At 37.6% G+C, this 22,342-nt stretch carries 27 protein-coding genes; 21 read left to right on the forward strand and 6 right to left on the reverse strand.

Going from position 1 to position 22,342, the window contains the following annotated elements; translation table 11 throughout:
• Positions 1-5 precede the first annotated feature (5 nt).
• The 9 genes from ACN6MX_RS03195 to ACN6MX_RS03235 all read left to right on the forward strand — a co-directional run bounded on the left by ACN6MX_RS03195 (position 6) and on the right by ACN6MX_RS03235 (position 7,973).
• Positions 6-965 carry an ABC transporter permease gene (locus ACN6MX_RS03195; protein WP_419961242.1) on the forward strand — a complete coding sequence of 320 codons (960 nt, stop codon included), beginning with the start codon at positions 6-8 and terminating at the stop codon, positions 963-965.
• Positions 966-993: 28 nt separating this feature from the next.
• Complete coding sequence (locus tag ACN6MX_RS03200) at positions 994-2,025, forward strand: zinc-dependent alcohol dehydrogenase (RefSeq protein ID WP_419961243.1); 1,032 nt, start codon at positions 994-996, stop codon at positions 2,023-2,025.
• Positions 2,026-2,048: 23 nt separating this feature from the next.
• Positions 2,049-3,068: a zinc-dependent alcohol dehydrogenase gene (locus ACN6MX_RS03205; RefSeq protein WP_419962543.1), complete on the forward strand. Its 1,020-nt coding sequence runs from the start codon at positions 2,049-2,051 to the stop codon at positions 3,066-3,068.
• Between the two features lie 76 nt (positions 3,069-3,144).
• Complete coding sequence (locus ACN6MX_RS03210; protein WP_419961244.1) at positions 3,145-4,083, forward strand: phosphoglycerate dehydrogenase; 939 nt, start codon at positions 3,145-3,147, stop codon at positions 4,081-4,083.
• 11 nt (positions 4,084-4,094) lie between these two features.
• Positions 4,095-5,057, forward strand: a complete 963-nt coding sequence (locus tag ACN6MX_RS03215; RefSeq protein ID WP_419961245.1) for a phosphotriesterase family protein — start codon at positions 4,095-4,097, stop codon at positions 5,055-5,057.
• A gap of 17 nt (positions 5,058-5,074) precedes the next feature.
• On the forward strand, positions 5,075-6,019 hold the full coding sequence (locus ACN6MX_RS03220) for a shikimate dehydrogenase family protein (RefSeq protein ID WP_419961246.1): 945 nt from the start codon (positions 5,075-5,077) through the stop codon (positions 6,017-6,019).
• Between the two features lie 26 nt (positions 6,020-6,045).
• Positions 6,046-6,621 (forward strand): glucose-6-phosphate isomerase, encoded by a 576-nt coding sequence (locus ACN6MX_RS03225; protein ID WP_419961247.1) that lies wholly within the window; start codon positions 6,046-6,048, stop codon positions 6,619-6,621.
• Between the two features lie 15 nt (positions 6,622-6,636).
• Positions 6,637-7,281, forward strand: a complete 645-nt coding sequence (locus tag ACN6MX_RS03230; protein ID WP_419961248.1) for a bifunctional 2-keto-4-hydroxyglutarate aldolase/2-keto-3-deoxy-6-phosphogluconate aldolase — start codon at positions 6,637-6,639, stop codon at positions 7,279-7,281.
• A gap of 71 nt (positions 7,282-7,352) precedes the next feature.
• Positions 7,353-7,973, forward strand: coding sequence for an HAD family hydrolase (locus ACN6MX_RS03235; protein WP_419961249.1), 621 nt, complete (start codon positions 7,353-7,355; stop codon positions 7,971-7,973).
• Between the two features lie 211 nt (positions 7,974-8,184).
• Here ACN6MX_RS03235 and ACN6MX_RS03240 read toward each other — a convergent pair whose 3' ends face one another.
• Together ACN6MX_RS03240 and ACN6MX_RS03245 are read right to left on the reverse strand one after the other, a co-directional pair.
• On the reverse strand, positions 8,185-9,123 hold the full coding sequence (locus ACN6MX_RS03240) for a putative bifunctional diguanylate cyclase/phosphodiesterase (protein WP_419961250.1): 939 nt from the start codon (positions 9,121-9,123) through the stop codon (positions 8,185-8,187).
• An 88-nt stretch (positions 9,124-9,211) separates the two neighbouring features.
• Positions 9,212-9,337: a hypothetical protein gene (locus ACN6MX_RS03245; RefSeq protein ID WP_419961251.1), complete on the reverse strand. Its 126-nt coding sequence runs from the start codon at positions 9,335-9,337 to the stop codon at positions 9,212-9,214.
• Positions 9,338-9,384: 47 nt separating this feature from the next.
• Here ACN6MX_RS03245 and ACN6MX_RS03250 point away from each other — a divergent pair, with 47 nt between their 5' ends.
• Both ACN6MX_RS03250 and ACN6MX_RS03255 read left to right on the forward strand, forming a co-directional pair.
• Positions 9,385-10,260, forward strand: a complete 876-nt coding sequence (locus ACN6MX_RS03250; RefSeq protein WP_419962544.1) for a helix-turn-helix domain-containing protein — start codon at positions 9,385-9,387, stop codon at positions 10,258-10,260.
• 335 nt (positions 10,261-10,595) lie between these two features.
• A complete protein-coding gene (locus ACN6MX_RS03255; protein ID WP_419961252.1) occupies positions 10,596-11,258 on the forward strand; it encodes a ribonuclease H family protein in 663 nt (220 codons plus the stop codon).
• A gap of 75 nt (positions 11,259-11,333) precedes the next feature.
• On the opposite strand, the gene ACN6MX_RS03260 is transcribed toward ACN6MX_RS03255, so the two are convergent.
• A complete protein-coding gene (locus tag ACN6MX_RS03260; RefSeq protein ID WP_419962545.1) occupies positions 11,334-11,741 on the reverse strand; it encodes a hypothetical protein in 408 nt (135 codons plus the stop codon).
• 157 nt (positions 11,742-11,898) lie between these two features.
• Here ACN6MX_RS03260 and ACN6MX_RS03265 point away from each other — a divergent pair, with 157 nt between their 5' ends.
• Positions 11,899-12,378: a metal-dependent hydrolase gene (locus ACN6MX_RS03265; protein WP_419961253.1), complete on the forward strand. Its 480-nt coding sequence runs from the start codon at positions 11,899-11,901 to the stop codon at positions 12,376-12,378.
• Positions 12,379-12,459: 81 nt separating this feature from the next.
• Here the strand turns inward: ACN6MX_RS03265 and ACN6MX_RS03270 are convergent, their stop codons facing one another.
• Positions 12,460-13,743: a S8 family peptidase gene (locus ACN6MX_RS03270; protein WP_419961254.1), complete on the reverse strand. Its 1,284-nt coding sequence runs from the start codon at positions 13,741-13,743 to the stop codon at positions 12,460-12,462.
• A 127-nt stretch (positions 13,744-13,870) separates the two neighbouring features.
• On the opposite strand from ACN6MX_RS03270, the gene ACN6MX_RS03275 reads away from it, so the two are divergent.
• From ACN6MX_RS03275 to ACN6MX_RS03295, 5 genes are all read left to right on the forward strand, one after another.
• Positions 13,871-15,088 (forward strand): transcriptional regulator, encoded by a 1,218-nt coding sequence (locus ACN6MX_RS03275; protein WP_419961255.1) that lies wholly within the window; start codon positions 13,871-13,873, stop codon positions 15,086-15,088.
• 14 nt (positions 15,089-15,102) lie between these two features.
• Complete coding sequence (locus ACN6MX_RS03280) at positions 15,103-15,240, forward strand: hypothetical protein (RefSeq protein WP_419961256.1); 138 nt, start codon at positions 15,103-15,105, stop codon at positions 15,238-15,240.
• A gap of 153 nt (positions 15,241-15,393) precedes the next feature.
• Entirely contained in the window at positions 15,394-16,296 is a 903-nt protein-coding gene (locus tag ACN6MX_RS03285; RefSeq protein ID WP_419961257.1) for an NAD-dependent epimerase/dehydratase family protein, read from the forward strand.
• A 117-nt stretch (positions 16,297-16,413) separates the two neighbouring features.
• Positions 16,414-17,115 carry a gamma-glutamyl-gamma-aminobutyrate hydrolase family protein gene (locus ACN6MX_RS03290; RefSeq protein WP_419961258.1) on the forward strand — a complete coding sequence of 234 codons (702 nt, stop codon included), beginning with the start codon at positions 16,414-16,416 and terminating at the stop codon, positions 17,113-17,115.
• A 150-nt stretch (positions 17,116-17,265) separates the two neighbouring features.
• The gene (locus tag ACN6MX_RS03295) at positions 17,266-18,273 is read left to right on the forward strand and encodes a M23 family metallopeptidase (protein WP_419962546.1); all 1,008 of its coding nucleotides are present in this window, start codon (positions 17,266-17,268) and stop codon (positions 18,271-18,273) included.
• 9 nt (positions 18,274-18,282) lie between these two features.
• On the opposite strand, the gene ACN6MX_RS03300 is transcribed toward ACN6MX_RS03295, so the two are convergent.
• Entirely contained in the window at positions 18,283-18,618 is a 336-nt protein-coding gene (locus ACN6MX_RS03300) for a DUF5658 family protein (protein ID WP_419961259.1), read from the reverse strand.
• A gap of 113 nt (positions 18,619-18,731) precedes the next feature.
• Here ACN6MX_RS03300 and ACN6MX_RS03305 point away from each other — a divergent pair, with 113 nt between their 5' ends.
• Positions 18,732-19,388 carry a diphthine--ammonia ligase gene (locus ACN6MX_RS03305; protein ID WP_419961260.1) on the forward strand — a complete coding sequence of 219 codons (657 nt, stop codon included), beginning with the start codon at positions 18,732-18,734 and terminating at the stop codon, positions 19,386-19,388.
• Between the two features lie 90 nt (positions 19,389-19,478).
• Entirely contained in the window at positions 19,479-19,943 is a 465-nt protein-coding gene (locus ACN6MX_RS03310) for a divergent PAP2 family protein (protein ID WP_419961261.1), read from the forward strand.
• 51 nt (positions 19,944-19,994) lie between these two features.
• Here the strand turns inward: ACN6MX_RS03310 and ACN6MX_RS03315 are convergent, their stop codons facing one another.
• Positions 19,995-20,489 (reverse strand): YusW family protein, encoded by a 495-nt coding sequence (locus ACN6MX_RS03315; protein WP_419961262.1) that lies wholly within the window; start codon positions 20,487-20,489, stop codon positions 19,995-19,997.
• Positions 20,490-20,685: 196 nt separating this feature from the next.
• Between ACN6MX_RS03315 and ytxJ the strand changes: the two genes are divergently transcribed.
• Entirely contained in the window at positions 20,686-21,018 is a 333-nt protein-coding gene (gene ytxJ / locus ACN6MX_RS03320) for a bacillithiol system redox-active protein YtxJ (protein ID WP_419961263.1), read from the forward strand.
• Between the two features lie 16 nt (positions 21,019-21,034).
• A complete protein-coding gene (locus tag ACN6MX_RS03325; protein ID WP_419961264.1) occupies positions 21,035-21,853 on the forward strand; it encodes an STAS domain-containing protein in 819 nt (272 codons plus the stop codon).
• Positions 21,854-22,342 lie beyond the last annotated feature (489 nt).

Raw genomic sequence — 22,342 nt, forward strand, 5'->3', positions numbered from 1 at the left:
AACTGATGTCATCTGCTACAAAGAAATTCAATTGGAAAGAGTTTATTATTAACAACAATACATTTTTGATACTTCTACTGCTAGTCGTAATTAGTGCACTGCTATCAGATACTTTCTTAACACCAATGAATCTTCGTAATATTCTTCTTCAACAGGCAGGTCCAATTTTAGTAGCTATTGGTCTTCTGTATGTTATTTTGGCTGGTGGTATTGACTTGTCCGTCGGTTCCTTAATGGCACTTGGAGCAACCGTTTCGGCTCTATTAATAACTGATATTGGATTGCACTTTTCAGTTTCCATTGGTATTGCTGTTTTAGTTGGTCTGTTATTTGGGGTATTTTCAGGGTTCTTGGTTGCATATACAGGTATTCAAGGATTCGTTGCTACTCTGGCAACGATGACTATTGCACGAGGTATAGCATTTGTGATTACTGAGGGTCGACCGGTACGTGTGGAATCGAACACAATCGATATACTTGTTAGCAAAGATTTAATGTATCCTATTATTTTCATTACGATTCTCCTAATCATTATTTTCACTATCATCCAAAGGTATACAGGATTTGGACGCAAGATTGTTGCAATCGGAAGTAATGAGACGGCAGTGAAATTAGCGGGTGTTCGTACAAAGCTTTATGTAATGTCGACTTATGCGATTTCAGGTGCACTTGCAGCACTTGCGGGTGTATTTATAGCTGCTCGTTCTTCAACAGGAAGTGCGACTGTAGGAATGGGGCAGGAACTAGATGCTATTGCGGCGGTTGTAATTGGTGGCGCAAGCCTAATGGGTGGTCGTGGTTTTGTTCTAAATACAGTAGCAGGTGCACTAATTCTTGGATTAATAGGTAATATTATGAACCTAATGGCTGTTCCTTCGTATCCACAAGATATTATTAAAGGGGCTATTATTATCGCAGCAGTTCTACTTCAGATTGCAACAAGTAAAAAAGAACGTACAGTTTAATCATCTCTATTAAAAAGGAGAGACATTAATGAAGACATTTGTGGTCAATAAATTAAACCAATTTTCCGTTGAAGAAGTTCCAGTTCCGGAAATCACTTCGAAACAGGCACTTGTTAAAACGCTTGCTTGTGGAATTTGTGGTACTGATGCGACAATTATCGAACAGTCATTCAAAGGATTCGGTCTCTCTGATTATCCAATGATGCTCGGTCATGAGGCGGTTGGAGAGATAGTAGAAATCGGTTCAGAAGTTACAAGTTTTAAAATAGGTGATTTAGTTATTCTTCCATTTACACCTGCAATTACTGGCAACAATCCATTTAGTTCTGGCTGGGGAGCATTTAGTGAATATGGTGTTGTAGATGATGTCAAAAGCTATACATCTACTGAAGAAATTCCTGAAACAGCATATGCCCAAAAGAAACTGCCGTCATGGATTTCAGTAAAAGAAGCACCTGTTTTGGTTACATTGCGTGAAGTATATAGCGCGATTCAACACTTTGGTGTTCAGCAAGGACATTCGATTGTAGTCTATGGCAGTGGAACGGTAGCTATTTCTTTTGTGAAACTAATGCGTTTACGTGGAATAGAGAATATCACTGCAATTGTAAGAAGTGAGGAAAAAGGGAAGTTACTCAAGGAATTCGGTGCGGAAATAGTGATTGATAGTTCTCTAAGTTTGGTGAAGGAACAACTGCTAAAAAGTAATCCTAATGGGGTTGACTTTGTCTTGGATGCTGTTGGATCAGAAGTGGTTATCAACGAAGGACTATCTCTATTAAAAGACCGTGGTGAAATTCTCTGCTATGGGGTGCCTAAATCGACTAATTTAAAACTTGATCTAGAGGATGTTCCTTATAATTGGAATATCAATTTTCAGCAGATGCCTAGAAAAGTAGAAGAAGGAGCTTGCCACGAACAAATCATTCAATGGGTAGAGGAAGAAAAGCTTGTGCTCTCGGATTTTGTTTTTACTACTTATCCCTTTGAACGAATTACAGAAGCATTCCAAGATTATCTTTCAGGCAAGACAAATAAGAAAATTATTATCACTTATTGAGAAATGAGGGACTACAGTTGAAAATGAAACAAGCCTTAATGACAGAACCGGCAAAAATTATTTTTCAGGAAGTAGATGTTCCGGAAGTAGGTCCAAAACAAGTAAAACTGAAAATGCAAAGAATCGGTGTATGTGGATCTGATATTCATGTATTTCATGGCAAGCACCCCTACACTTCTTTTCCAGTAGTTCAAGGACACGAAGTTTCTGCGGAAGTTGTGGAATTGGGTTCAGAAGTTACGTGTGTAAAGAACGGTCAGAAAGTTACTGTTCAGCCTCAAGTAGTCTGTGGCAAGTGCTTCCCATGTCAAAATGGAATGTATCATGTTTGTGAGGAACTAAAGGTTATAGGCTTCCAAACAACTGGTATGGCCTCTGACTATTTTGTTGTAGAGGAAGATAAGTTGACTATCCTTCCAGATTCAATTGGATGGGATGAAGGGGCTATGATTGAGCCACTTGCTGTAGCAGTACATGCAGTTAAACGCGTTCCTTCTGTGGAAGGTAAAAACGTACTTGTTATTGGTGGAGGACCGATTGGAAACTTAGTTGCTCAGACAGCAAAAGCTCTAGGTGCCAAAAAAGTTGTTGTAGCAGAGTTAAGTGTTACTAGACTTCTGATGGCTAGAGTATGTGGTATTGAAACGATTAACAGCAAAGAGGAGCAATTGACTGAAGGTATTCTGCGCCAATTTGGAGAGGAAAAATCAGATGTTATTTTTGAATGCGTCGGCTCTAGCTTTACAGTTGCACAGGCAATTGAAGTAGCACGTAAAGGAAGTACGGTTGTTGTGGTGGGAGTTGTTTCGGATCTTACCAAAGTGAATATGGGTTATGTACAGGATCATGAGCTTACTATACTAGGAAGTGCTATGTACCAATCTATGGATTTCGACCAAGCAGTGGAACTAATCTTGCAAGGCAAGATCAAACTGACAGAATTAATTACAGATAGATTCTCATTTGAAGATTATCTCAAGGCTTACGAAATTATCGAAGCTAACAAAGATAAAGTGATGAAAGTTATGATTGACATGAACTAAGTAGCATATATTTTTAAATATTAATGTAGTGACATAGTAATGTTGTATACATAAACATAAATCCGGAGGGAAATTGATGGCGAAAATACTTATCACTCCAAAATCATTTCAAAAGTACAAACAGAAGCCTTTTGAAATGTTGCTAGCAGCAGGCTATGAAATAATTGAAAATACGTCAGGTAAAACATTATCAGAGGATAATTTGCTAGAACTTGCTACTGAAGACATTGCTGGAATAATTGTAGGTGTCGATCCACTTCCTCCAAGGGTTCTTGAAGCGTTCAAAGGCCTAAAAGCCATTTCGAAATATGGGGTTGGAATGGATAATATCGATTTAGAAAAAGCAAAAGAAATGGGAATCTCGGTGAGAAACGCAATCGGCACAAATAATATCTCCGTTGCTGAACTTGCGATCGGTCTAATGTTCGAAAGTGGACGAAGACTTTCTTCTACTATTAATGAAGTCAAACAGTTAAGCTGGGATCGCATAATTGGTACGGAGCTGACAAACAAAAATTTATCGGTTTTTGGTGGAGGACAGATTGGTAAAGAAGTGGCTAAGCGAGCACGAGGGCTAGAAATGAATGTTACAATTTATGATCCATATTTTAATGACCAGGAGTTTCTCGATACTTACGAAGTTACAAGAACAGAAGAATTTTTAGATGCTGTGAAACAGGCTGATATCCTCACTCTTCACTTGCCAGTTACTGAGGATACCAAACATCTTATCAATGAAAATATCTTGATACAGATGAAACCAAGCGCAATTTTAATCAATACAGCACGTGGAGAGCTTGTTGACGAAAAAGCACTTTATGAAGCGCTAAACAATGGCACGATTGCAGTTGCTGCACAGGATGTCTATTCACAGGAACCTCCTTCCAAAGGAGACTCGCTCGTGCAACTCCCTAATTTTATCCTTACACCGCATATTGGTGCATATACAAATGAAGCTGTAGAACGAATGGCTGTCGTTTCAACACGAAACCTCCTTGAAATGCTGGAGATTTAGGAGTGATCCAAATGAGAGAACGTATGGTTACCACTGTTAAGGGAGATATCAGACCGGAAGAAATGGGTATCACGCACGCCCATGAACATTTATTTATCAAGCCTGGACATCCTGCGAAGCAAGATCCGGCGCTTTGCATTGATGATTTTGAACTGACGATGAAGGAATTAGCAGAAATTCAAATTCTTGGTGTTCAGACCATAATAGATGCCCAACCTGTGGGATCAGGACGTAATGCTCGGTGGCTTACGGAAGTAGCCGAACAATCTGGTTTAAATATTCTAGCTTCTACTGGGTTTCATAAACTATCCTTTTACCCTAATGATCACTGGATTCGTACAAAAGGCTCAGAGCAACTTGCTGAACTTTTTATAAATGAATTGACAGAAGGCATGTTCGCAGATGGAGAAGGTGACTGGCCATCAGAGCAACTTCCTGCGCGTGCGGGATTGATTAAGACAGCCACTGACATGCAAGGTACCGCAGGAAGATATTTCGATTTGTTTCGTGCTGCTGCAAAAGCCGCCCTCACTACTGGTTCCCCTATCATGAGTCATACAGAACTTGGCTATCACGCTCTCGAACAAGTTGCATTGTACGAAAGTCTAGGGGTTCCTGCCGAACAGTTAATTATATGCCATCTCGATAGGAAAATGGAAAATGCGGATTATATGCTACATGTAGCGTCTACTGGTGTTTTTTTAGAACTCGATACAATTGGTCGCTTCCATTATCACTCTGATGAAGAAGAAATAGAACTAATCCATCGTCTTCTAGATGCCGGACATGAAGATCAAATTCTGCTTAGCCTTGATACAACAAGAAAGCGAATGAAGTTTTACGATGGTGGAAGTTTTGGTATGGATCATCTATTGGCTCATTTCATTCCCATGCTTAAACACGCAGGTGTGACGGAAGAAATCATTCAAAAGATGTTAGTGAGCAATCCCGCCAAAGCTTTTGCCAAACGATAAGAAAGGGTGATAATTGTATGGTACAACTACCTGAACAGGCAACAGTTCCAACAATGTATTTTATAGGTGTAACAACGACAAAATCGTCTATCATGACGTTATTTCCGAAATGGGCAAAGGTACTTGGCTTTCCCAATGCTGTTCTCAAAGGGATAGATTTAGCGATTCATGCTGATCCGTCTGAGTACAGAAAAGTAGTCGAATTTATAAAAAATGATGAACTTTCCCTTGGAGCTCTTGTAACTACACATAAAATTGATTTGTATGAAGCAGCGAAAGATTTATTTGATGAAATGGATCCGTATGCAAAAATGTTTGGAGAACTATCTTGCATCTCAAAAAAGGAAGGGAAATTGCGAGGGCATGCCAAGGATCCAATCAGTAGCGGGATGGCACTTGAACGGTTTATTCCAGATAATTATTGGAGCCAAAGCGAAGGTGAAACATTGCTTCTCGGTGCTGGTGGCAGCGCGATTGCAATTTCTTCCTATTTAATGAACGGTGAAAAAGGTAATGAAACACCAAAGCGTCTGGTCATAACCGATATGAACGAAAAACGGCTAGAAGAAATAAAACATATCCTATCTAAAGTCAATTCGGATGCGAATGTGGAATATCACCTCATTTCAAGTTCAGAAGAAAATGGTGCGCTACTTCAGTCCCTAGCAGACAACTCACTGATCATTAATGCAACTGGACTTGGTAAAGATAGACCGGGCTCACCATTGACTGATGCTGCACAGTTTCCTTCTAATAGCTTTGTATGGGAACTTAACTATCGTGGGGATCGAGATTTTATGCATCAGGCACTTGCACAAGCTGAGAGAGGGCAGCTTCAAGTGGAGGACGGTTGGATTTATTTCTTGCACGGCTGGACTCAAGTCATCGCAGAAGTGTTCCACCTTCCGATTGAAGGGGAAACATTTCAGCAAATTGAAGAGATTTCAAACCAATCACGATAATTATTAGTAGAAAGAGGGACATTTAAATGATAGAACCAGTAAAAGCATTAAATATAGATTTTAACTTAGCCACAGGATTGTCGACAACAAGAGAATCAACTAAAAGACAATTATCCCGCATGAAAGGGATGTACTACGACGAACAGGCTTTTGACAAAAAAGTTGCTACAGAAAATGATCCTCTTATCTATGAATTCTATGAGTTAGAGGTACCTCAAACAGAAGGAGATATCTTATTTGGTACTAGCATTGTGTATCCAGGTAAAGTAGGTAATGAGTATTACATGACAAAAGGTCATTTCCATACAATTTTAGAAACAGGTGAAGTATATTACTGCCTAAGTGGCGAAGGCTACATGTTAATGGAAAATCCGGAAGGCGACTGGCAGATTGAAAAATTTGAACCAGGTCAAGCGGTATATGTACCGGCTCGTTATGCACACCGAAGCATCAACATAGGAGACCAACCTCTAGTAACTTTCTTTTCTTTCCGTGCAGATGCGGGTCATGACTATGGAACAATTGAGACAAAAGGATATCGTAAACTGGTTGTTGAAAAAGATGGCAAAGCGGAAGTCATTGATAACCCCAAATGGGCTTAAGGAGCTGAAAAGGATATGTTGATGAAGCATCAAGTAATTTCCAAAATAACAGACTCTGGACTTGTTGCGGTTGTACGTACCGAAAATACAGAACAGGCTAAAAGAATTACGGAAGCAGCATTAAAAGGTGGGGTATCTGCAATTGAAATTACTTATACAATTCCTGGTGCTACAGAAGTCATCCGAGAATTAGCAGAAGAGTTCAAAGAGGACATCCTCATCGGTGCCGGTACAGTACTGGACGCTGAAACTGCTCGCATTGCCATTTTGGCAGGATCTCAATATGTGGTAAGCCCTTATTTCAGTGAAGCTACTGCGACTCTTTGCAATCGATATCAAATACCATATATGCCCGGTGTTATGACAATTGAAGGTGTCGTAAAAGCGTTGGAAAGCGGTGCGGATATTTTGAAAGTATTTCCTGGGGAACTTATGGGACCTAAAGTGATAAAGGCGATAAAAGGTCCGATTCCTCAAGCTAACCTTATGCCTACAGGCGGTGTAAGTGTGGATAATGTTGGTGAGTGGATTAATGCTGGAGCAGTAGCGGTCGGTGCTGGTGGTAGTCTAATCGGTAAGCCAGATGTAGACGGTTACGAACAAATTACAGAAACAGCTAAACGTTTTATAGAACAAATCAAACATGCACGTCAAAAATAAAAACTGAAAAGACACGAATTCTTAATTAGAGGATTTTGTGTCTTTCTTTTCAATAAGGAGGTAAATGCATTATGGACAGCATCATTTTTGATCTTGATGGAACACTTTGGGATTCTAGAAAAACAGTATCTAAATCCTGGTCCAAAGTTGTTCAAGAAGTAAAGTATGGCCAGGGTGAAGTTACCGAGGATGACCTAAAAAAAACAATGGGTCTACAGATCAAAGACATCGCAGCCCGCTTATTTGACTATTTAGATGAAGCGAAACAAATGGAACTCATTCTTATATGCTGTGATAGAGAGCAGGTAGATTTAAAACGTGAAGGAGGGGTTTTGTATCCGGAATTAGAGGAAGTACTTCAAAAATTATCTTCTCGCTATCGCTTATTTATCGTCAGTAATTGCCAGGAAGGATATATTGAATCATTTTATTCGTATCATGGGCTTGAAAGATACTTTCTCGATTTTGAAAACCCGGGCAGAACTGGACTCACTAAAGGAGAAAATATTAAACTATTGATGGAACGCAATAATATCTCAGCGGCAGTGTACGTAGGTGATACACAAGGTGACTGTGATGCAGCCAAATTTGCCGGGGTTCCCTTTGTATTCGCTAATTACGGCTTTGGCAATCCAGACAGCTATGATTACTTGATCGACAAGCCTTTTGACTTAGTAGATCTGTTCCTTTAAAGTGTTTCTTGGAATTCATGTCAAGTTCCTTCGGCGTGGATAAAAAGAATGACGGCAGTGATTATGTTAAATTAGATGTCCATTTGAGGAAAAGGGAGTCTACTTTGGGGGAAACATCCCAGTGGAGCAATTCTTCCTATTTAATAGTGAAATAACATGCTTATACTATAATATGAAAATAAGGTTTCCTACCTAATGTAGGGAGCCTTTTTCAACCAATAGGATCTATCCTCTGTTTTTTTAATAACTCTGCAAACTGATTTGCTGGTACTGGTTTGGAGTAAAGATATCCTTGAACAGTTTGGCAATTAAAGCTTTGTAAAACTTCAAGCTGCTCCTTTGTTTCTACTCCTTCAGCAATGATGTTCTTATTCAAGCGGTTTGATATCTGAATGATTATATGTACAAAAAAATTCGCATCCTCATTTTTAGAACTGCTAAGGTTCTTAATAAAGGAACGATCTATCTTAAGAATGTCAATTTTGTCATGGAACAATTGTAAGTTAGACAAAGAAGCGTAACCCGTTCCAAAATCATCCAACGCAATTTTAATTCCTAAGTTTCGTAGTTCATCTAACATAGAGAAGACGACAGTTTCATTTTCAAGAATAGATGTTTCAGTAATTTCGATTTCTAAGTATTGCGGATCTAATTGAGTTTCCTTCAATGTTTCCATAATGCTACAGATTAAATCCTTCTCAAGAAAGCGAGAAGCAGAAAGATTAACTGATACTGGAATCTTTGACAAATTCGCATCCTGCCAAGCTTTGTTCTGCTTACAAGCAGTGTACTTAACCCATTTTCCAATTTGATTAATAAAGCCAATTTTTTCTGCCAATGGAATAAAATTATTAGGTAAAATTAACCCTAACATGGGGTGATTCCATCTAATAAGTGCCTCGGCTCCAATGATTAAACCTTTTTTCGCATCCACTTTAGGTTGGTAATATAATTCAAACTGGTTCCGTTTTATTGCATATACAAGGTCCAATTCCAGTGCAGTCAAGGAAGACGCATATTCTTGAATGCTTTCAGTTCCTTCTATGCCATTCAAATTAAAAAAGCTATTTTTTTGATGATTATTTTTCTTATCTGCGCTATGCTTAAGTAGTGAAGACTGACTTACATCAAGATATCCTGTAGGCTGCATTGGTTTCTCTCCTTATATACAATATGGTTTTGATTAGAGAAGTCCAATAAAACTAAAGAGATAATCATTTTATTGGACTTTGTTTGAGTTAGTAAATATATGGTAAATCTAAAGTGGTAATAGGATTTTTAGCGACTAGAGTAGTTTCACTATTTACATTTGGATAAAGAGCAACAGCTAATACGATTAATAAGATAATTGATAATTTTTTCATGTTTTTTACCGTCCTTTTTTATATTATATGGGGTGATACTGTTGGAGATGAAATATTTAGGTTTAGAGATTAGTAAGTTGAGAGCTGAAATGGGTATGTCCCAAAAAGAGCTTGCAAAAGATATTTGTACACAGTCAACTATCAGTCGAATTGAGGCTGGAGAAGTATATCCAGCAATAGATACATTATTGAAAATCGCATTAAAGCTCCAAGTCCCAGTGGAGTATTTTATAGAGATGTTATTTCATAAAAACGTACTTGAAAGTGAAAAAATAATTAAAGATATTGAATTTCATTTAAAGGAGCATAATTATAAAAGAGTCATCTCAATCATTAATGAAAATAAAGTAGATAAAGATAATATTTGGTTAAATTTCTACTTAGAGCACATCTTAACTACGGCACATTTTAAATTAAATATGATTACTCCAGACGAATGTATAAGCAGACTTCAAAGTATTTTGAACTTTTCAAATCAAACGACTATCCAGTTCCGTTTTTTGCATATCAAAATTAATAGCACTATAGCTAACGTTTATGGAGAAATAGGAGAGATACAAAAATGTTTATACTATTATAATAAAATCCTAAAAGAACATATTCATAAAAATTATAATGACTATAAAATTTATGAAACTCTGATCACGGTTCTATTTAATAAGTGTAAAACACTTTACGATATTCAAGACTACGATGCAGCACTAGACACCGCTAACCAAGGAATACAAAAATCTAAAGAAAGTTCTTTTATGTTTCTAAATGGACAATTTTTGTACTATAAAGGCCAGTGCCTAGAAAAAACAGATGCTCCACTAGCGGAAATCAAAGAAGTGTATCAACAAGCTTTATTCTTCTTCGAGTTTCAGGATTTACCTTTTTACATTCAAGCCATTAAACAAAATAAAAAACAATTTTTACTATAGACTGGTAGTCATGTTTTGATATTCATGAAGTTTCTATCGATAGAGTGGTTACCTCCAATCCTATAATTAAGAAATATCCTCTTTCATTACTAAATGATTATTTTGTAATAGAGTACTATTTGCTTAACTAATAGTGTTTTAAATACTTTTTACATTTCAAATATACTAGATTTACTGAAAAAAATCTGTAGCATATGCATAAATGGATATTTTGTTAAGCGGTCGAATATTAATTTCGACTGCTATTTTTATCTAAAGCCTCTTTTGGTTGCAGCAGAAGCGTCATAAATTGATATACAATGGAGATACTAATGCTATATAAGGAGGAATGCGAGATGAAGGTGCGAATGGAGTGGGTGTATAAAACGCCGAGAGGAGCGGAGATGGAGTTTTATTCGGATGAGGTGCCAGCTGCGCAGGCATTGTTGTTTGCGGAAGATATGGAGCGAACGGGGCGACTAAAGCAAGTGACATTTGTTGATCGGTTCGATAGTTCGTGGACAGTGAAGGAATTGAAGGGATATTTGAAAGGTATTGAGACAGAGCCACATAATGTAACGGTATATTTCGATGGGGGATATGACCGTGAAACGAAAAGTTCTGGGCTTGGTTGTGTCATTTATTATGAACAGAATGGCAAGGCGTATCGGTTGAGACGAAATGCACCCGCAACAGGTTTGGAATCGAATAATGAAGCGGAATATGCTGCGATGCATTTAGGGTTACAGGAATTGGATTTACTTGGTGTTCATCATTTACCTGTTCGATTTATAGGTGATTCACAGGTAGTTATCAACCATTTAAACGGCGAGTGGCCGGTAATCGAACGAGATTTAACTGGTTGGGCTGATCGGATTGAAGGAAAGCTATCGAAACTTGGAATTCAAGCGGAGTACGAATTAGTACCGAGGAAGATGAATGGGGAAGCAGACCGTTTGGCTACACAGGCTTTAAGTGGTGTTGAGATTCAGGCTGTTATTGAATTGGTAGGGGATTAAGTTAAATTTTTCACTTAGTTTCCTAATTACATATTGAAAACACCAGTGCCCACAAGGGACAATGGTGTTTGTATTTTATACGTGTGCTGTATTTTGTTGTTTTGCTGGTGATTCGTTATTAGCTTCATGTAACGATTCTTCTTTTTTCGGTAATTTCTTTTGTTGAGATTTAGGAAATGCTTGTTTTGCCTCTGCTTTTGAGTTGGCATCTTGTACATTTTCATTATAATACTGAACGCTTGTCATAGCACCCTCTTCGACCATACGATTATCATCTGGATCGTGTGGGTCAGAGAAACCTGTTTTTGTCATTTGACTTGGTTTTGTGTTTTTAGAAGCCACCATTGAATCAATCTTTGTTTTAGAATTTTTTACTGCTGTTTTTACTTGTGCTTTATTGTTTTTACTTGTGAGATATACTGCTGCAAGTGCGGTAGCTGCCCCGATTATCATGGATCTTTTATTTCCGTTTGCCACAATCATCACTCCCTTTCTATATCTATACCCACTTCTTTTCAAGCTCAATCCTTTTTCATCTGTCATTTTATAAATTATATTAACAGTACAAATGCCCGATAACTTACATACTAAAAATAGGATAAAATAATAGTCGACTTACAACAAGAAGGAGAATAAAAGCATGACAGGAAACACACACATCATAGGCGGTCTTGCAGCAAGTCTTGCTTTTGCCCAGGTTACAGATTATGAACCCATTCTAGTAGTCGGTGCAGGAGTAGTTGGTGCTCTAATACCCGATATTTGCCATGGAGGTAGTAAAATCGGTCGTAAATTTAAAGTATTATCAAAGGTGATCAACACCCTTTTCGGACATCGATCATTCACGCATAGTTTGCTATTTTTAGTATTGATAGCTATTCTTTTGACCTCGTTTATCGACAATGAATCTATCGTTACGGGTATTCTTGTTGGTATGGCGAGTCACTATATCTTAGATATGGCAACAAAAAATGGTATTAAATTATTGTATCCACTAAAGATAACGGTCCGATTTCCTATTACAACAAGAACAGGCGGAACAGTAGAGTACCTTGTATTCGCAGTATTATCACTACTTACAGTGTATTTTGGTTATGGGGTATTTGGAAAATACATATAGTCTCTATCTTCTGTAAAAAACAAAAGAGGCTTTTTCCATTTGTCTTGGGGGCAAAACAGTGGAGAAAGCCTCTTTTGTTAGTTATTGAACTCTTGCAAACCCAAATCCAGAAGCATAGTCGTCGCCAGTTGCTGCGCCAGTGCCTCCTTTAATATCTACTGCTTTTGCACGATTTTGTAGATTTGTGCGAAGCTGTATATGAGTCCAGGAAGGATTTTCAGACCATACTTTTGCTGCAAGTCCAGCCACATGTGGAGTAGCCATGGACGTTCCACTTATTGTATTGTACCCACCGTTATTCCAAGTAGAATATATTGCGGCTCCCGGAGCAGAAATTTCTATGTCTCCTTGTTGGATAACATAATCTCCGTCCGTTGAACTATAACCGCGGGATGAAAAGTCCGCAACACGGTAAGTTCCATTTTGCTGACGATTTTCTAGTGCAGCAACAGCTACTGTATTTACTAATGCTCCAGGATATCCGATAGACCCTTGCGCGGGACCGGTATTACCAGCAGCAGCGACTATTAAAACGCCTTTACCATAGGCGTAATTTACTGCACTAGTTATTAGACTATTACTAGCTGAAGAACCAAGTGACATATTAATAACTGTTTTTGTTCCAGTAGAAGCTGCCTGATCAGCTGCATGTCTAATAGCTGCAGCTATGTCGTCTGAATAACCAGAGCCATCATCCCCAAGCACTTTATAAGCCCATAAATCTGCACTTGGCGCTACTCCGTATATTCCTGCTCCATCACTGCCACCATCCGCAAGGGCAGTTCCTGCAACATGCGTGCCATGACCATTTGCATCATTACAGCTATTATTGACGATTGGTGTAGCAGTCGTAAAGTTTTTGCATTGTTCTACCGTGTTAGTTAAGTCATAGTGATTAATATTTACTCCAGTATCTAAGACAGCGATGTTAATACCCGCTCCACCTGATGTTGTCGTTAAACTGGAATCATTATAGATAGCTTTTATGCCCCAAGGTGTTTGTTGGGTAGGATATTCTCCAGCCATTTTGTCAAATTCTGTGGAACGAAGATCTGCATCAAGCGTTACTTTTTCAACCTTCGTTACGGTAATATTTTTATTATTTTGGAGTGCATCAAACTGTTTTTGATTCATATTAGTGGAAAATCCGTTCTCCGTTAATTCCCAGCGAACGTCGTATTGATTCTTTATATTATTTTTTGTAGATTTAGTATTACTCTCTACATAAACGCGAAATGTCTCCATACCTTTTGCAGAATCAATTGCCTCGTTAGAAATTGCACTTACTGATGAGCTTGCTTGCATTGGTGCTGCTAATGATCCAACTAGTACTGCACTTAATAATAACAATTTTGCTTTGTTCATTTGTCCAATCTCCTTTTCAGTTTGTATTTGAAGTGCAACTTAAAACTAGCATAATTAAATAGTTTTGTTTATTGGGAAAATTTAAACTATTATAATGGTAAAAGAAAAGCAGAAAGAAAGTGATTGTGTGAAAATAGGTCCATTAATCAAATATCATCGAACGAAGAAAAGAATGACCCAAGCAACGCTCTGCGATGGGATTTGTTCAATCACGCATTTGAGTAAAATTGAGAATAATAATAGAGAAGGAAACTCTGAAACTATTCGATTATTGCTAGAACGGCTAAAAGTAGATATTAGTGAATTAGAAAAAGGAGAACGCAATATTCGACATTTACTCGATGAATTTGTATCCCACCTGCAATATTATGAATTGGAAAAGTTACCACCTGCTTATGAGCAATTAGAAAATTATAAGGATTTTATTGTCTATACGGACTATATGTACTTATATGAGCTGTATAAGTTGAGATACTTTTTGTCTGTAAATGAGCTAAAGCTAGCCGAGGATCAATTTAGATGGTTACAAATACATAAACAAAATTTTTCCCAACATGAGTGGTATTTACTTTCTTACTTCCATTCGATATTTTTAGTATTAAGAGGTAAATATCACGAAGCAGATAAGAATCTTATGGAGATCATTCAAAAAAATATTAGTTTAGGTGTCTTTGAAGGAGAAGTTCTTTATCATATTGCAGTTGTTAAAGGTCATTTAGCAGAATCAAATCAAGCAATCATTTATGGTGAAAAAGCCTTGGAATATTTCAAGGAACAGATTAATTTTAGAAGGATTTTATACACGTTGTTATCGCTTTCTATGAATTATTCACGAGTAAAGGTTTATGATAAAGCACTAGAAACTTATGGTCATTTGTTGAGAAATGCAGAAATATTTAACTACAGTTCTTTACTTCCTCAGGTTTATCATAATATCGGGGATTTACATTATATAATGGGGAATTATTCTATAGCGAGAGCCTATTTTAAGAAAAGCCAGACAAAAATGCCAAAAGACACGGAGGATTTTCTATTATGTTTGTTCAATATTGGCCAAACAGAATATCAATTAGAGAATTGGGATACGAGCAGAGGTAATTTCGAGTTATTAAAAGAAGAAGCTAATAGAATTAAGGTTTACCAGTACGGAATGTATGCTACTTTTTATTTACTACTTTTAGATAATACAAGGGCAAAGGCGATGGCTTATTTAGAGGAAAAATTACTACCATATACATCGACTAATGGGCGTTGTGCAGATGCACATAAACTTTTTTCAAACATACTTTCCGAATTTTATAAGGAGGAAGGCAAATTTGATAAAGCAGTTCTATTTCAGATTTAGGGAGGTGATTCTTTATGAAGAAAGCTCTATTAGTTTTAGCTCTTATAGTAGTTTCTATTTCCATCAACCTTAACGTAGACAATATAGAACTGTTGGGAAATAGTAAGCTAACAGATAGTTTATCACTTCCAATTCATCCTCCAATTATTTAAATGTAGAGTCATTCTTTAACCGGTATTGAGTTAATTTTACTCATGTACCGGTATTTTTTGTTGTTAAGTAAGGAAAGTGAATATTCTCATATTGACTATGTGGTAGGTGAAATGGGATAGTTAAAGAAGATTGAACAAATAGGGGGAGTTATTGTGGGAACAGCATTAGTGTTGGGCGGAACAAGATTTTTCGGTGTACAGCTAGTCGAATCTTTATTGGAACAGGGGTTTGATGTAACAATTGCCTCGCGAGGGAATGTAGAGGACCCCTTTGGAGATAGAGTAAGTCGCGTAAAGGTCGACCGGTTAGATGTAGGTGATATGCAAAAGAACTTTGTAGATACAAAATGGGATATCATATTTGACCAAATATGTTACTCCTCTCAGGAAGCAATAGATTCAATAGACGTGTTTACGGGGAAAACGAAAAAATATGTATTCACATCTTCTAAATCTGTTTATGAACAAGCTAGCGCAGATAAAGGATTTACTGAAGAAGACTTCAATCCTTTTGAATATAAGTTAAACGTAGGACCAAAGGAAAACTTTACCTATGGTGAGGGTAAAAGACAGGCTGAAGCAGCATTTTTCCAACGCGCGCCCTTTCCAGTCGTTGCAGTAAGGTTTCCAATCGTAATTGGACTTAATGACTATACAGAAAGACTAAACTATTATATTCAAAAAGTAAGAGATCAAGAGGATGTGCATTTCGTCAACCTAGAGGCCGCTATGGATTTTATATCAGAGGAGGAGGCTGGTGATTTTTTAGCATGGATTGGTCAATCTGATTTTGAGGGTCCAATTAATGCGACATCCAATGGACATGTGAAAATGGGAGAGCTTCTTGAATATATAGAAGAAAAAGCGGAAAAGGCTTCGAATGTGGTTGCAACAACGGAGGAAGAGAGCGGATCTCCATACAATCCATACAATATTTCAGAGACTTGGTTGATCAGCAATGAAAAAGCAAAATCACAAGGATACGAATTTAAAGATTTGAAGGAGTATTTGCCAGAACTAATAGGTGATGCATTAGCTAAAATGAATGAAAAGTAGGCTTGATAAACATCAACTTGTTGCATCAATTCATTTATTGGTAATGAAATCATGCTCACCTAGGGAGCAAGCATACATTTTAATATAGTAGGATGTTGTAACAAGGGGGTGTTTAGAGTGAGAGCTATTATTGGGGTTTCGTCAAATATAAAAGAGGATTTGCTTTCGGTTCCATTGAGTAATGTACGTGCAATCACACAGTTCGGGGGAGTACCAATTGTGTTGCCAAATTTAGTTGAAGAGGGAATTGAAGAGATTGCAGGGACAATTGACGGCTTATTATTAACTGGTGGTGGAGATATTGATCCCACCTTGTTTGGTGAGGAGCCGCTGCTTGGATTGGGTAGTATCGTGCCAGAGCGAGACCTGTTTGAAGTGGCACTTATTCAAAAGATGTTGGAGTTGAATAAGCCGGTTTTAGGAATTTGTCGTGGTGCCCAGATTCTGAGTATAGCAATGGGCGGGGATATGTATCAGGATATTTATTCGCAAAAAGATGGACCATTATTACAGCATGATCAGCAGGCTCCAAATTGGCATGGCTCCCATTTTGTAGAAATGACAGAAGGATCATTGTTACACAAAACTGTCGGGGTGGATAGGTTTAAAGTGAATAGCTATCATCATCAAGCGCTGCGAAATATGCCAGTTGGTTTTATCGTCAGTGGTGTTGCAAGTGATGGTGTAATTGAATCCTTTGAAAGCACAAAGCATCCATTTGTAATGGGTGTTCAGTGGCATCCCGAGAGCTTAATAAGTAAAGGTGATGCTCATTCGTTCGCTATTTTTGAAGCATTTTTGAATGCATGCAAAAAGTAAAATTATGTCTAGCTCTGCGCTTTTCTTTTAGACGACTGTTTTTATAGCAGTCGTTTTTATTATTCTCCTTTTTACTCAAAAAATGTGATTCATGAAAAGTTTTTTCTGGGGAAAGCTATTTGAATAATGATTATGGAGGTATTGATATTGATGAGCTGGCTGAAGCTAGGATTTTCTGTTTGTGTGCTTTCTTTTTGTATTTCAACGAATGTTTCTGCTGCGGAGAAGGAACCGACGCGGGAACAGATTTTGGAAATGCGTATGGATTACTATATAAAGTATTCAAGTGAGATGCTACCGTGGTATTACTTGGCAGCAATTGATCAATACGAACGTAATCTGCAAGAGGTTCGAAGTGATCTTCCGAAACGAGATGGAGTTGTGGCATTCCAATTTTCGAATGACTTTTGGGTTGGATTATTAAATCCGATAAGGGATGATCGGAATAGCATATCCATCACTTTTTTTGATGGTAATGGACTTGATGGGAATAATGATGGTTTCGCCGATCTAAAACAAGATGATGACGTAATGTTTACGCTAACTAATTATTTGAATGAACGGATCGTAACAGAAGAAGATTTTGAAAAAACTTTGAAGGAATATTACGTTCGAGATGAAGCGGTTAAGCAGGTAATGACAAATGCTAAAATTTATAAGTATTATAATACTTTAGATCTTGATGGACGTGCATTCCCACTGGCTCTTCAGCATGATTACAGTTACCGCAGTACTTGGGGTGACAGTCGCGGCTGGGGTGGCCGACGCATGCATGAAGGGACCGATCTGTTTGCTTCATATGGTGTTCCAGTGAAGTCGACAACTTATGGAATTGTTGAAACGAAGGGCTGGAACGATTTCGGTGGCTGGCGTGTTGGGATTCGAGATGTTAATAATACCTATCATTACTATGCACATTTATCGGGTTATACGAAGGAGTTAAAAGAAGGCGATATTTTGGAGCCAGGAACCGTCATTGGATACGTTGGTAGTTCGGGTTACGGTCGTGAGGGAACCTCAGGGAAATTCCCGCCACATTTACATTACGGGATGTATAAGTTTAATGGTCGTACAGAGTGGGCTTATGATCCATTTCCGTTATTGAAGCGTTGGGAGCAGCAGGAAAAGAACGCTAAAAAGAATCCAGCAGCAAGTTAGTTGCTGGATTTACTTACCGATAAATACAAGAGTTAGCCAAAAAAAGTGAAGCATTAGCACAATTACATAGAGGGAAATTGTTACATTTAATAAAACCAGAATGAATGGTTTTGATTCTAATTTAGCCACTATACCGATCAATAAAACGGGAAGGGCGATTTTGACAATATAAAAGCCTGTGACGTTAATTTCATATATACTACGCATAATCGGATTAGATTCAGTTATATGATGACTCTGAATGCCAAAATCGGTAAATAGGGCATCAAAAGCAGCAAGTATTAATAGAATAATACCCATTTTAATCAGTCTATTTCGTGGTAATATGGAGGAAATTGAATGCAAAGAAAGCGTACCCCTTTCATGTTTTTATAAGTATGTGATAGAAGTAGTGGATTATATTCTTGATTTTTAAAAATAGATTACAAAGAAAATAGTTAGGAAAGGATGTGCCGAAATTGAAAGATATTCCATTTGTATGTTCTTGGAGTGGTGGAAAGGATTCTGCAATGGCTTATTACCGGGCAATGAAAATGGGGATGAAACCGAAAAGATTACTGACCATGTTTGAAGAGGAAGGAGATATTTCTAAATCCCATGCACTTCCCCTTGAAGTAGTGGCCGCTCAGGCAGAACGTTTAGGAGTGCCGCTATCTATAAAGGAAGCAAGCTGGAATTCCTATGAGGGACAATTTATAGAGGCGATGGATGAATGCCATGCGCAAGGAATCACCCATGGTGTCTTTGGAGATATAGATCTTGTGGGTCATTTAGATTGGGTACAAAATACGTGTGCAAAATCGGATATTGCCGCAGTGCATCCATTGTGGAAGGAGCCACGTCGCAAGATAATATTGGAGTTATTAGATGCAGGATTTGAGGCCTGGATTGTGGTCGTAAACACTACGATGATGCCTGCAGAGTTTGTTGGGAGAAAATTTTCGAAAGAGTTAATCGTAGAATTAGAAAATCTAGGGATTGATGCTTGCGGAGAAAATGGAGAATTTCATACTGTTGTCGTGGACGGTCCAATTTTTTCAAAAAGAGTTCCTATAAAAATCGGACAAGCTATCGTAAAAGGAGATTATGTTTTCACACAGGTAAAATTGGATTGAAAAAAGCTACGATCTCTTTGATTATAAATAATAAAAAAGGGTATCGTAAAGAAGTAAATACATATAATTTTGAAATGGTGGAGAATATTAATGACGAAAATGAATAGAGGAATTATAACTGCACTTTCAGCAATTGGGCTAGCACAGGGCTTGAAGGTGTTAACACACAAAAAGCTAACGGGCAATTGGGATCTAAAGCAAGCATTTACCACTGGTGGAATGCCAAGCTCTCACTCAGCGGGTGTCGCAGCATTGGCATCTTATGTTGCTGCAAATAAAGGAACTCGTCATACAGAAACTGCCCTAGCAGTTGTTTTCGGGGCAATTGTTATGTATGATGCGCAGGGAATTCGAAGACATACAGGTGAAATTGCACAATTAGTAAATGACTTAGAAGATAATATTGTGACCCTTTCGGGAAATTTCCCTAGCTTTGAATACGTCGAGAGAGAAGGCGAACTAAAGGAACTTCTAGGCCATCAACCAGTAGAAGTTTTGGCTGGTGCACTATTAGGAACTGCTTACGGAGTATTATGCGCTAGATTGGAAGATTGATCCATTTCTATTTAAAGCCAAGTTAGATAGAAAATCCAACTTGGCTTTTTACTATTGATTCTCGTGGATATAGGTTTTAGTCTCACCATCTTCATACTCAATACTTAAATCGAAATTTGTGTACTCATCTACTTCAAAGGCCGAAGCTACCCTTTGAATTACTTCTTCATCACTCATATCTTGCATGGGTTGCAGTTCTCCGAGAATTGGTTGGAGAAGTGCATTGGCAGCTTGCCCTTGTGAATTATTAGCGGTGTGCATATTAAAATACAAGGCTTCCTCTTTTTTACCAGTGTACTGAGCCACAACAGCATCCGCATTATCTGGTGTGTCGATGTGAAGGTCGAAATTAACGAATCCATATTTTTTTTCGGGATTTTCTTCTTTGAATGTTTCATCTACTGTACTTTCCTCTTCTGGATTTACTACAGTACTATTGGGCACATTCTCGTCTGATTCATCATTATTATTGCCACCACATGCTCCAAGAATTAGTGCAGAGGTTAAAATTGTAGTGGTAAGTATTTTATATTTACTAGTTTTCATGCTGACTGCTCCTTTCGAGGCGTAAAAACCTTTAGTATATTAATAGCCTAAAACAGTCTTGAGTAAACAATTACATTTACCTCAGTATATATTCAAATCAATTTGACCATTAAAAGTTGTTAAGATAAAAGGGTTAGACTGAAGAAAGTTTGGGTAAAAGAGTATGAAGGAGATTTATAAATAGGAAGGTGATTAAATGAAAAATTATACGGAAATTACGTCAGTAGATCAGTGGAAGAAAGTTTTAGAGCAGTCAAGTGAAAAACCAGTAGTCGTGTTTAAGCATAGTACAACTTGTCCAGTAAGTGCTCATGCGTATGAAGAGTTCAGTGATTTTGATAAACCGATGGATCGTTATTTGGTGAAGGTTATAGAGCACCGGCCTGTATCTAATGAAATATCACTAGACCTGGGAATTCAACATGAATCTCCTCAAGCATTTGTAATATCGAATGGGAATGCTATGTGGAATGCATCGCATTGGAAAATTACAAAAAAGGAGTTAGATAAGGCAACAGCATCTTTATAAAGATTGGAGTAAAGGAATGGAACCTATACTTAAAGTAAGAAATTATTTAGTGGATAATGCAGAGACGATTATACGAGAAATAACACATTCAGCACTGGATAATTTAACTATTAAATTGATGCCAGAAGAGCTAGAACATGCCATTCAAAAAAATATACAGTTTTTAGTATTGTTGGCAGAGTCATTGCAAGACTCCAAAGAGTCAGCAGAAGAAGAACTTAAACAATGGAGTAAACAGACCGGTGAAGAAGAAGCGAAAGTGTTTCATCAATTTTCTGCCGTCATAAAGCCATATGCTATTAATCGATTATTATTTTCACAAAAAATTTCTGAAATTTCCATAGAGAATAAGTTAACAACAGAGGATGTTGTGAGAGTGAATAATCGATTCTGTTATTTGATGGATGTAAGTATGATTGAAACGATTCGTGCGTATGAAATTTATCGTGATAAATTAATGAAGGATCATCAACGAAAAATTAATGAATTGTCCGCACCGATTGTTCCTATTAAAGATGGAGTAGCTGTTTTACCGCTAATAGGGGCGATTGATTATACTCGTGTGCAGCATTTGTTAAACTATGTAGTACCTACCATTCCAGGTTTAAAGGTTGACCACCTAATTATAGATTTCAGTGGTATTATGGCAATAGATACTGAAATAGCCCAGCATATATTCACAATTCATAATGTGCTCGGATTATTAGGTATTCATGTGCTATTCTCGGGAATTCGACCTAATTTATCGATGACAGTGGTCCAAGCAGGAATTGATTTTACTTCTTTTAATACATATGGAAGTGTTAAACAGGCTATTGATAGTTTAAGATTATAGAATTTAGTTAATCCAATCCTTTATTTGAGGTATTGGATTTTTTTTTTTTTTTTTTTTTTTTTGAAGATTAAGAAAGTATATAAAAATATTCCGTGAACACTAGGTTTGTGGAACTTGAAAGAATGAATAATACTACTGATTTCCGTTTCAGGTGGACGCTTTCCGCGGGCGTTGCCTCAGCCTCCTCGCTAAGCTGCGGGGTCTTCACCTAACGCTGTTCCCGCTGGAGTCGCCACCTTCCACTACAATCCATTTAATGTGTAGTACTCCATTATAAGATTTGACAAAGCATATCGCTTAGATAATAAGATTAGCTCCAGTTAATGTAGGGATAATATGATTTGTAATCGCTGATGAAATAGAAATACTGTTATTCAATGATAGATGGTGGCAGGTAATTTCCTTTTAATGGTGTAAGTAGAAGAAATAGTAAGCACTCGCCTTGTAAAGAAGCGAAATAGCGAACGAAATTGTATCTTCGAGAGCTTG

Origin of the sequence: Psychrobacillus sp. BM2 (genome assembly GCF_048572895.1) — a bacterium.
GTDB lineage: Bacteria > Bacillota > Bacilli > Bacillales_A > Planococcaceae > Psychrobacillus.

What these genes read in the sequence shown, in the direction of transcription:
- ACN6MX_RS03195 (WP_419961242.1), top strand. Translation starts at nt 6, where the DNA reads ATGTCATCTGCTACAAAGAAATTCAATTGGAAAGAGTTTATTATTAAC.
- ACN6MX_RS03200 (WP_419961243.1), top strand. Translation starts at nt 994, where the DNA reads ATGAAGACATTTGTGGTCAATAAATTAAACCAATTTTCCGTTGAAGAA.
- ACN6MX_RS03205 (WP_419962543.1), top strand. Translation starts at nt 2,049, where the DNA reads ATGAAACAAGCCTTAATGACAGAACCGGCAAAAATTATTTTTCAGGAA.
- ACN6MX_RS03210 (WP_419961244.1), top strand. Translation starts at nt 3,145, where the DNA reads ATGGCGAAAATACTTATCACTCCAAAATCATTTCAAAAGTACAAACAG.
- ACN6MX_RS03215 (WP_419961245.1), top strand. Translation starts at nt 4,095, where the DNA reads ATGAGAGAACGTATGGTTACCACTGTTAAGGGAGATATCAGACCGGAA.
- ACN6MX_RS03220 (WP_419961246.1), top strand. Translation starts at nt 5,075, where the DNA reads ATGGTACAACTACCTGAACAGGCAACAGTTCCAACAATGTATTTTATA.
- ACN6MX_RS03225 (WP_419961247.1), top strand. Translation starts at nt 6,046, where the DNA reads ATGATAGAACCAGTAAAAGCATTAAATATAGATTTTAACTTAGCCACA.
- ACN6MX_RS03230 (WP_419961248.1), top strand. Translation starts at nt 6,637, where the DNA reads ATGTTGATGAAGCATCAAGTAATTTCCAAAATAACAGACTCTGGACTT.
- ACN6MX_RS03235 (WP_419961249.1), top strand. Translation starts at nt 7,353, where the DNA reads ATGGACAGCATCATTTTTGATCTTGATGGAACACTTTGGGATTCTAGA.
- ACN6MX_RS03240 (WP_419961250.1), bottom strand. Translation starts at nt 9,123, where the DNA reads ATGCAGCCTACAGGATATCTTGATGTAAGTCAGTCTTCACTACTTAAG.
- ACN6MX_RS03245 (WP_419961251.1), bottom strand. Translation starts at nt 9,337, where the DNA reads ATGAAAAAATTATCAATTATCTTATTAATCGTATTAGCTGTTGCTCTT.
- ACN6MX_RS03250 (WP_419962544.1), top strand. Translation starts at nt 9,385, where the DNA reads ATGAAATATTTAGGTTTAGAGATTAGTAAGTTGAGAGCTGAAATGGGT.
- ACN6MX_RS03255 (WP_419961252.1), top strand. Translation starts at nt 10,596, where the DNA reads ATGAAGGTGCGAATGGAGTGGGTGTATAAAACGCCGAGAGGAGCGGAG.
- ACN6MX_RS03260 (WP_419962545.1), bottom strand. Translation starts at nt 11,741, where the DNA reads ATGATTGTGGCAAACGGAAATAAAAGATCCATGATAATCGGGGCAGCT.
- ACN6MX_RS03265 (WP_419961253.1), top strand. Translation starts at nt 11,899, where the DNA reads ATGACAGGAAACACACACATCATAGGCGGTCTTGCAGCAAGTCTTGCT.
- ACN6MX_RS03270 (WP_419961254.1), bottom strand. Translation starts at nt 13,743, where the DNA reads ATGAACAAAGCAAAATTGTTATTATTAAGTGCAGTACTAGTTGGATCA.
- ACN6MX_RS03280 (WP_419961256.1), top strand. Translation starts at nt 15,103, where the DNA reads ATGAAGAAAGCTCTATTAGTTTTAGCTCTTATAGTAGTTTCTATTTCC.
- ACN6MX_RS03295 (WP_419962546.1), top strand. Translation starts at nt 17,266, where the DNA reads ATGAGCTGGCTGAAGCTAGGATTTTCTGTTTGTGTGCTTTCTTTTTGT.
- ACN6MX_RS03310 (WP_419961261.1), top strand. Translation starts at nt 19,479, where the DNA reads ATGACGAAAATGAATAGAGGAATTATAACTGCACTTTCAGCAATTGGG.
- ACN6MX_RS03315 (WP_419961262.1), bottom strand. Translation starts at nt 20,489, where the DNA reads ATGAAAACTAGTAAATATAAAATACTTACCACTACAATTTTAACCTCT.
- ytxJ (WP_419961263.1), top strand. Translation starts at nt 20,686, where the DNA reads ATGAAAAATTATACGGAAATTACGTCAGTAGATCAGTGGAAGAAAGTT.
- ACN6MX_RS03325 (WP_419961264.1), top strand. Translation starts at nt 21,035, where the DNA reads ATGGAACCTATACTTAAAGTAAGAAATTATTTAGTGGATAATGCAGAG.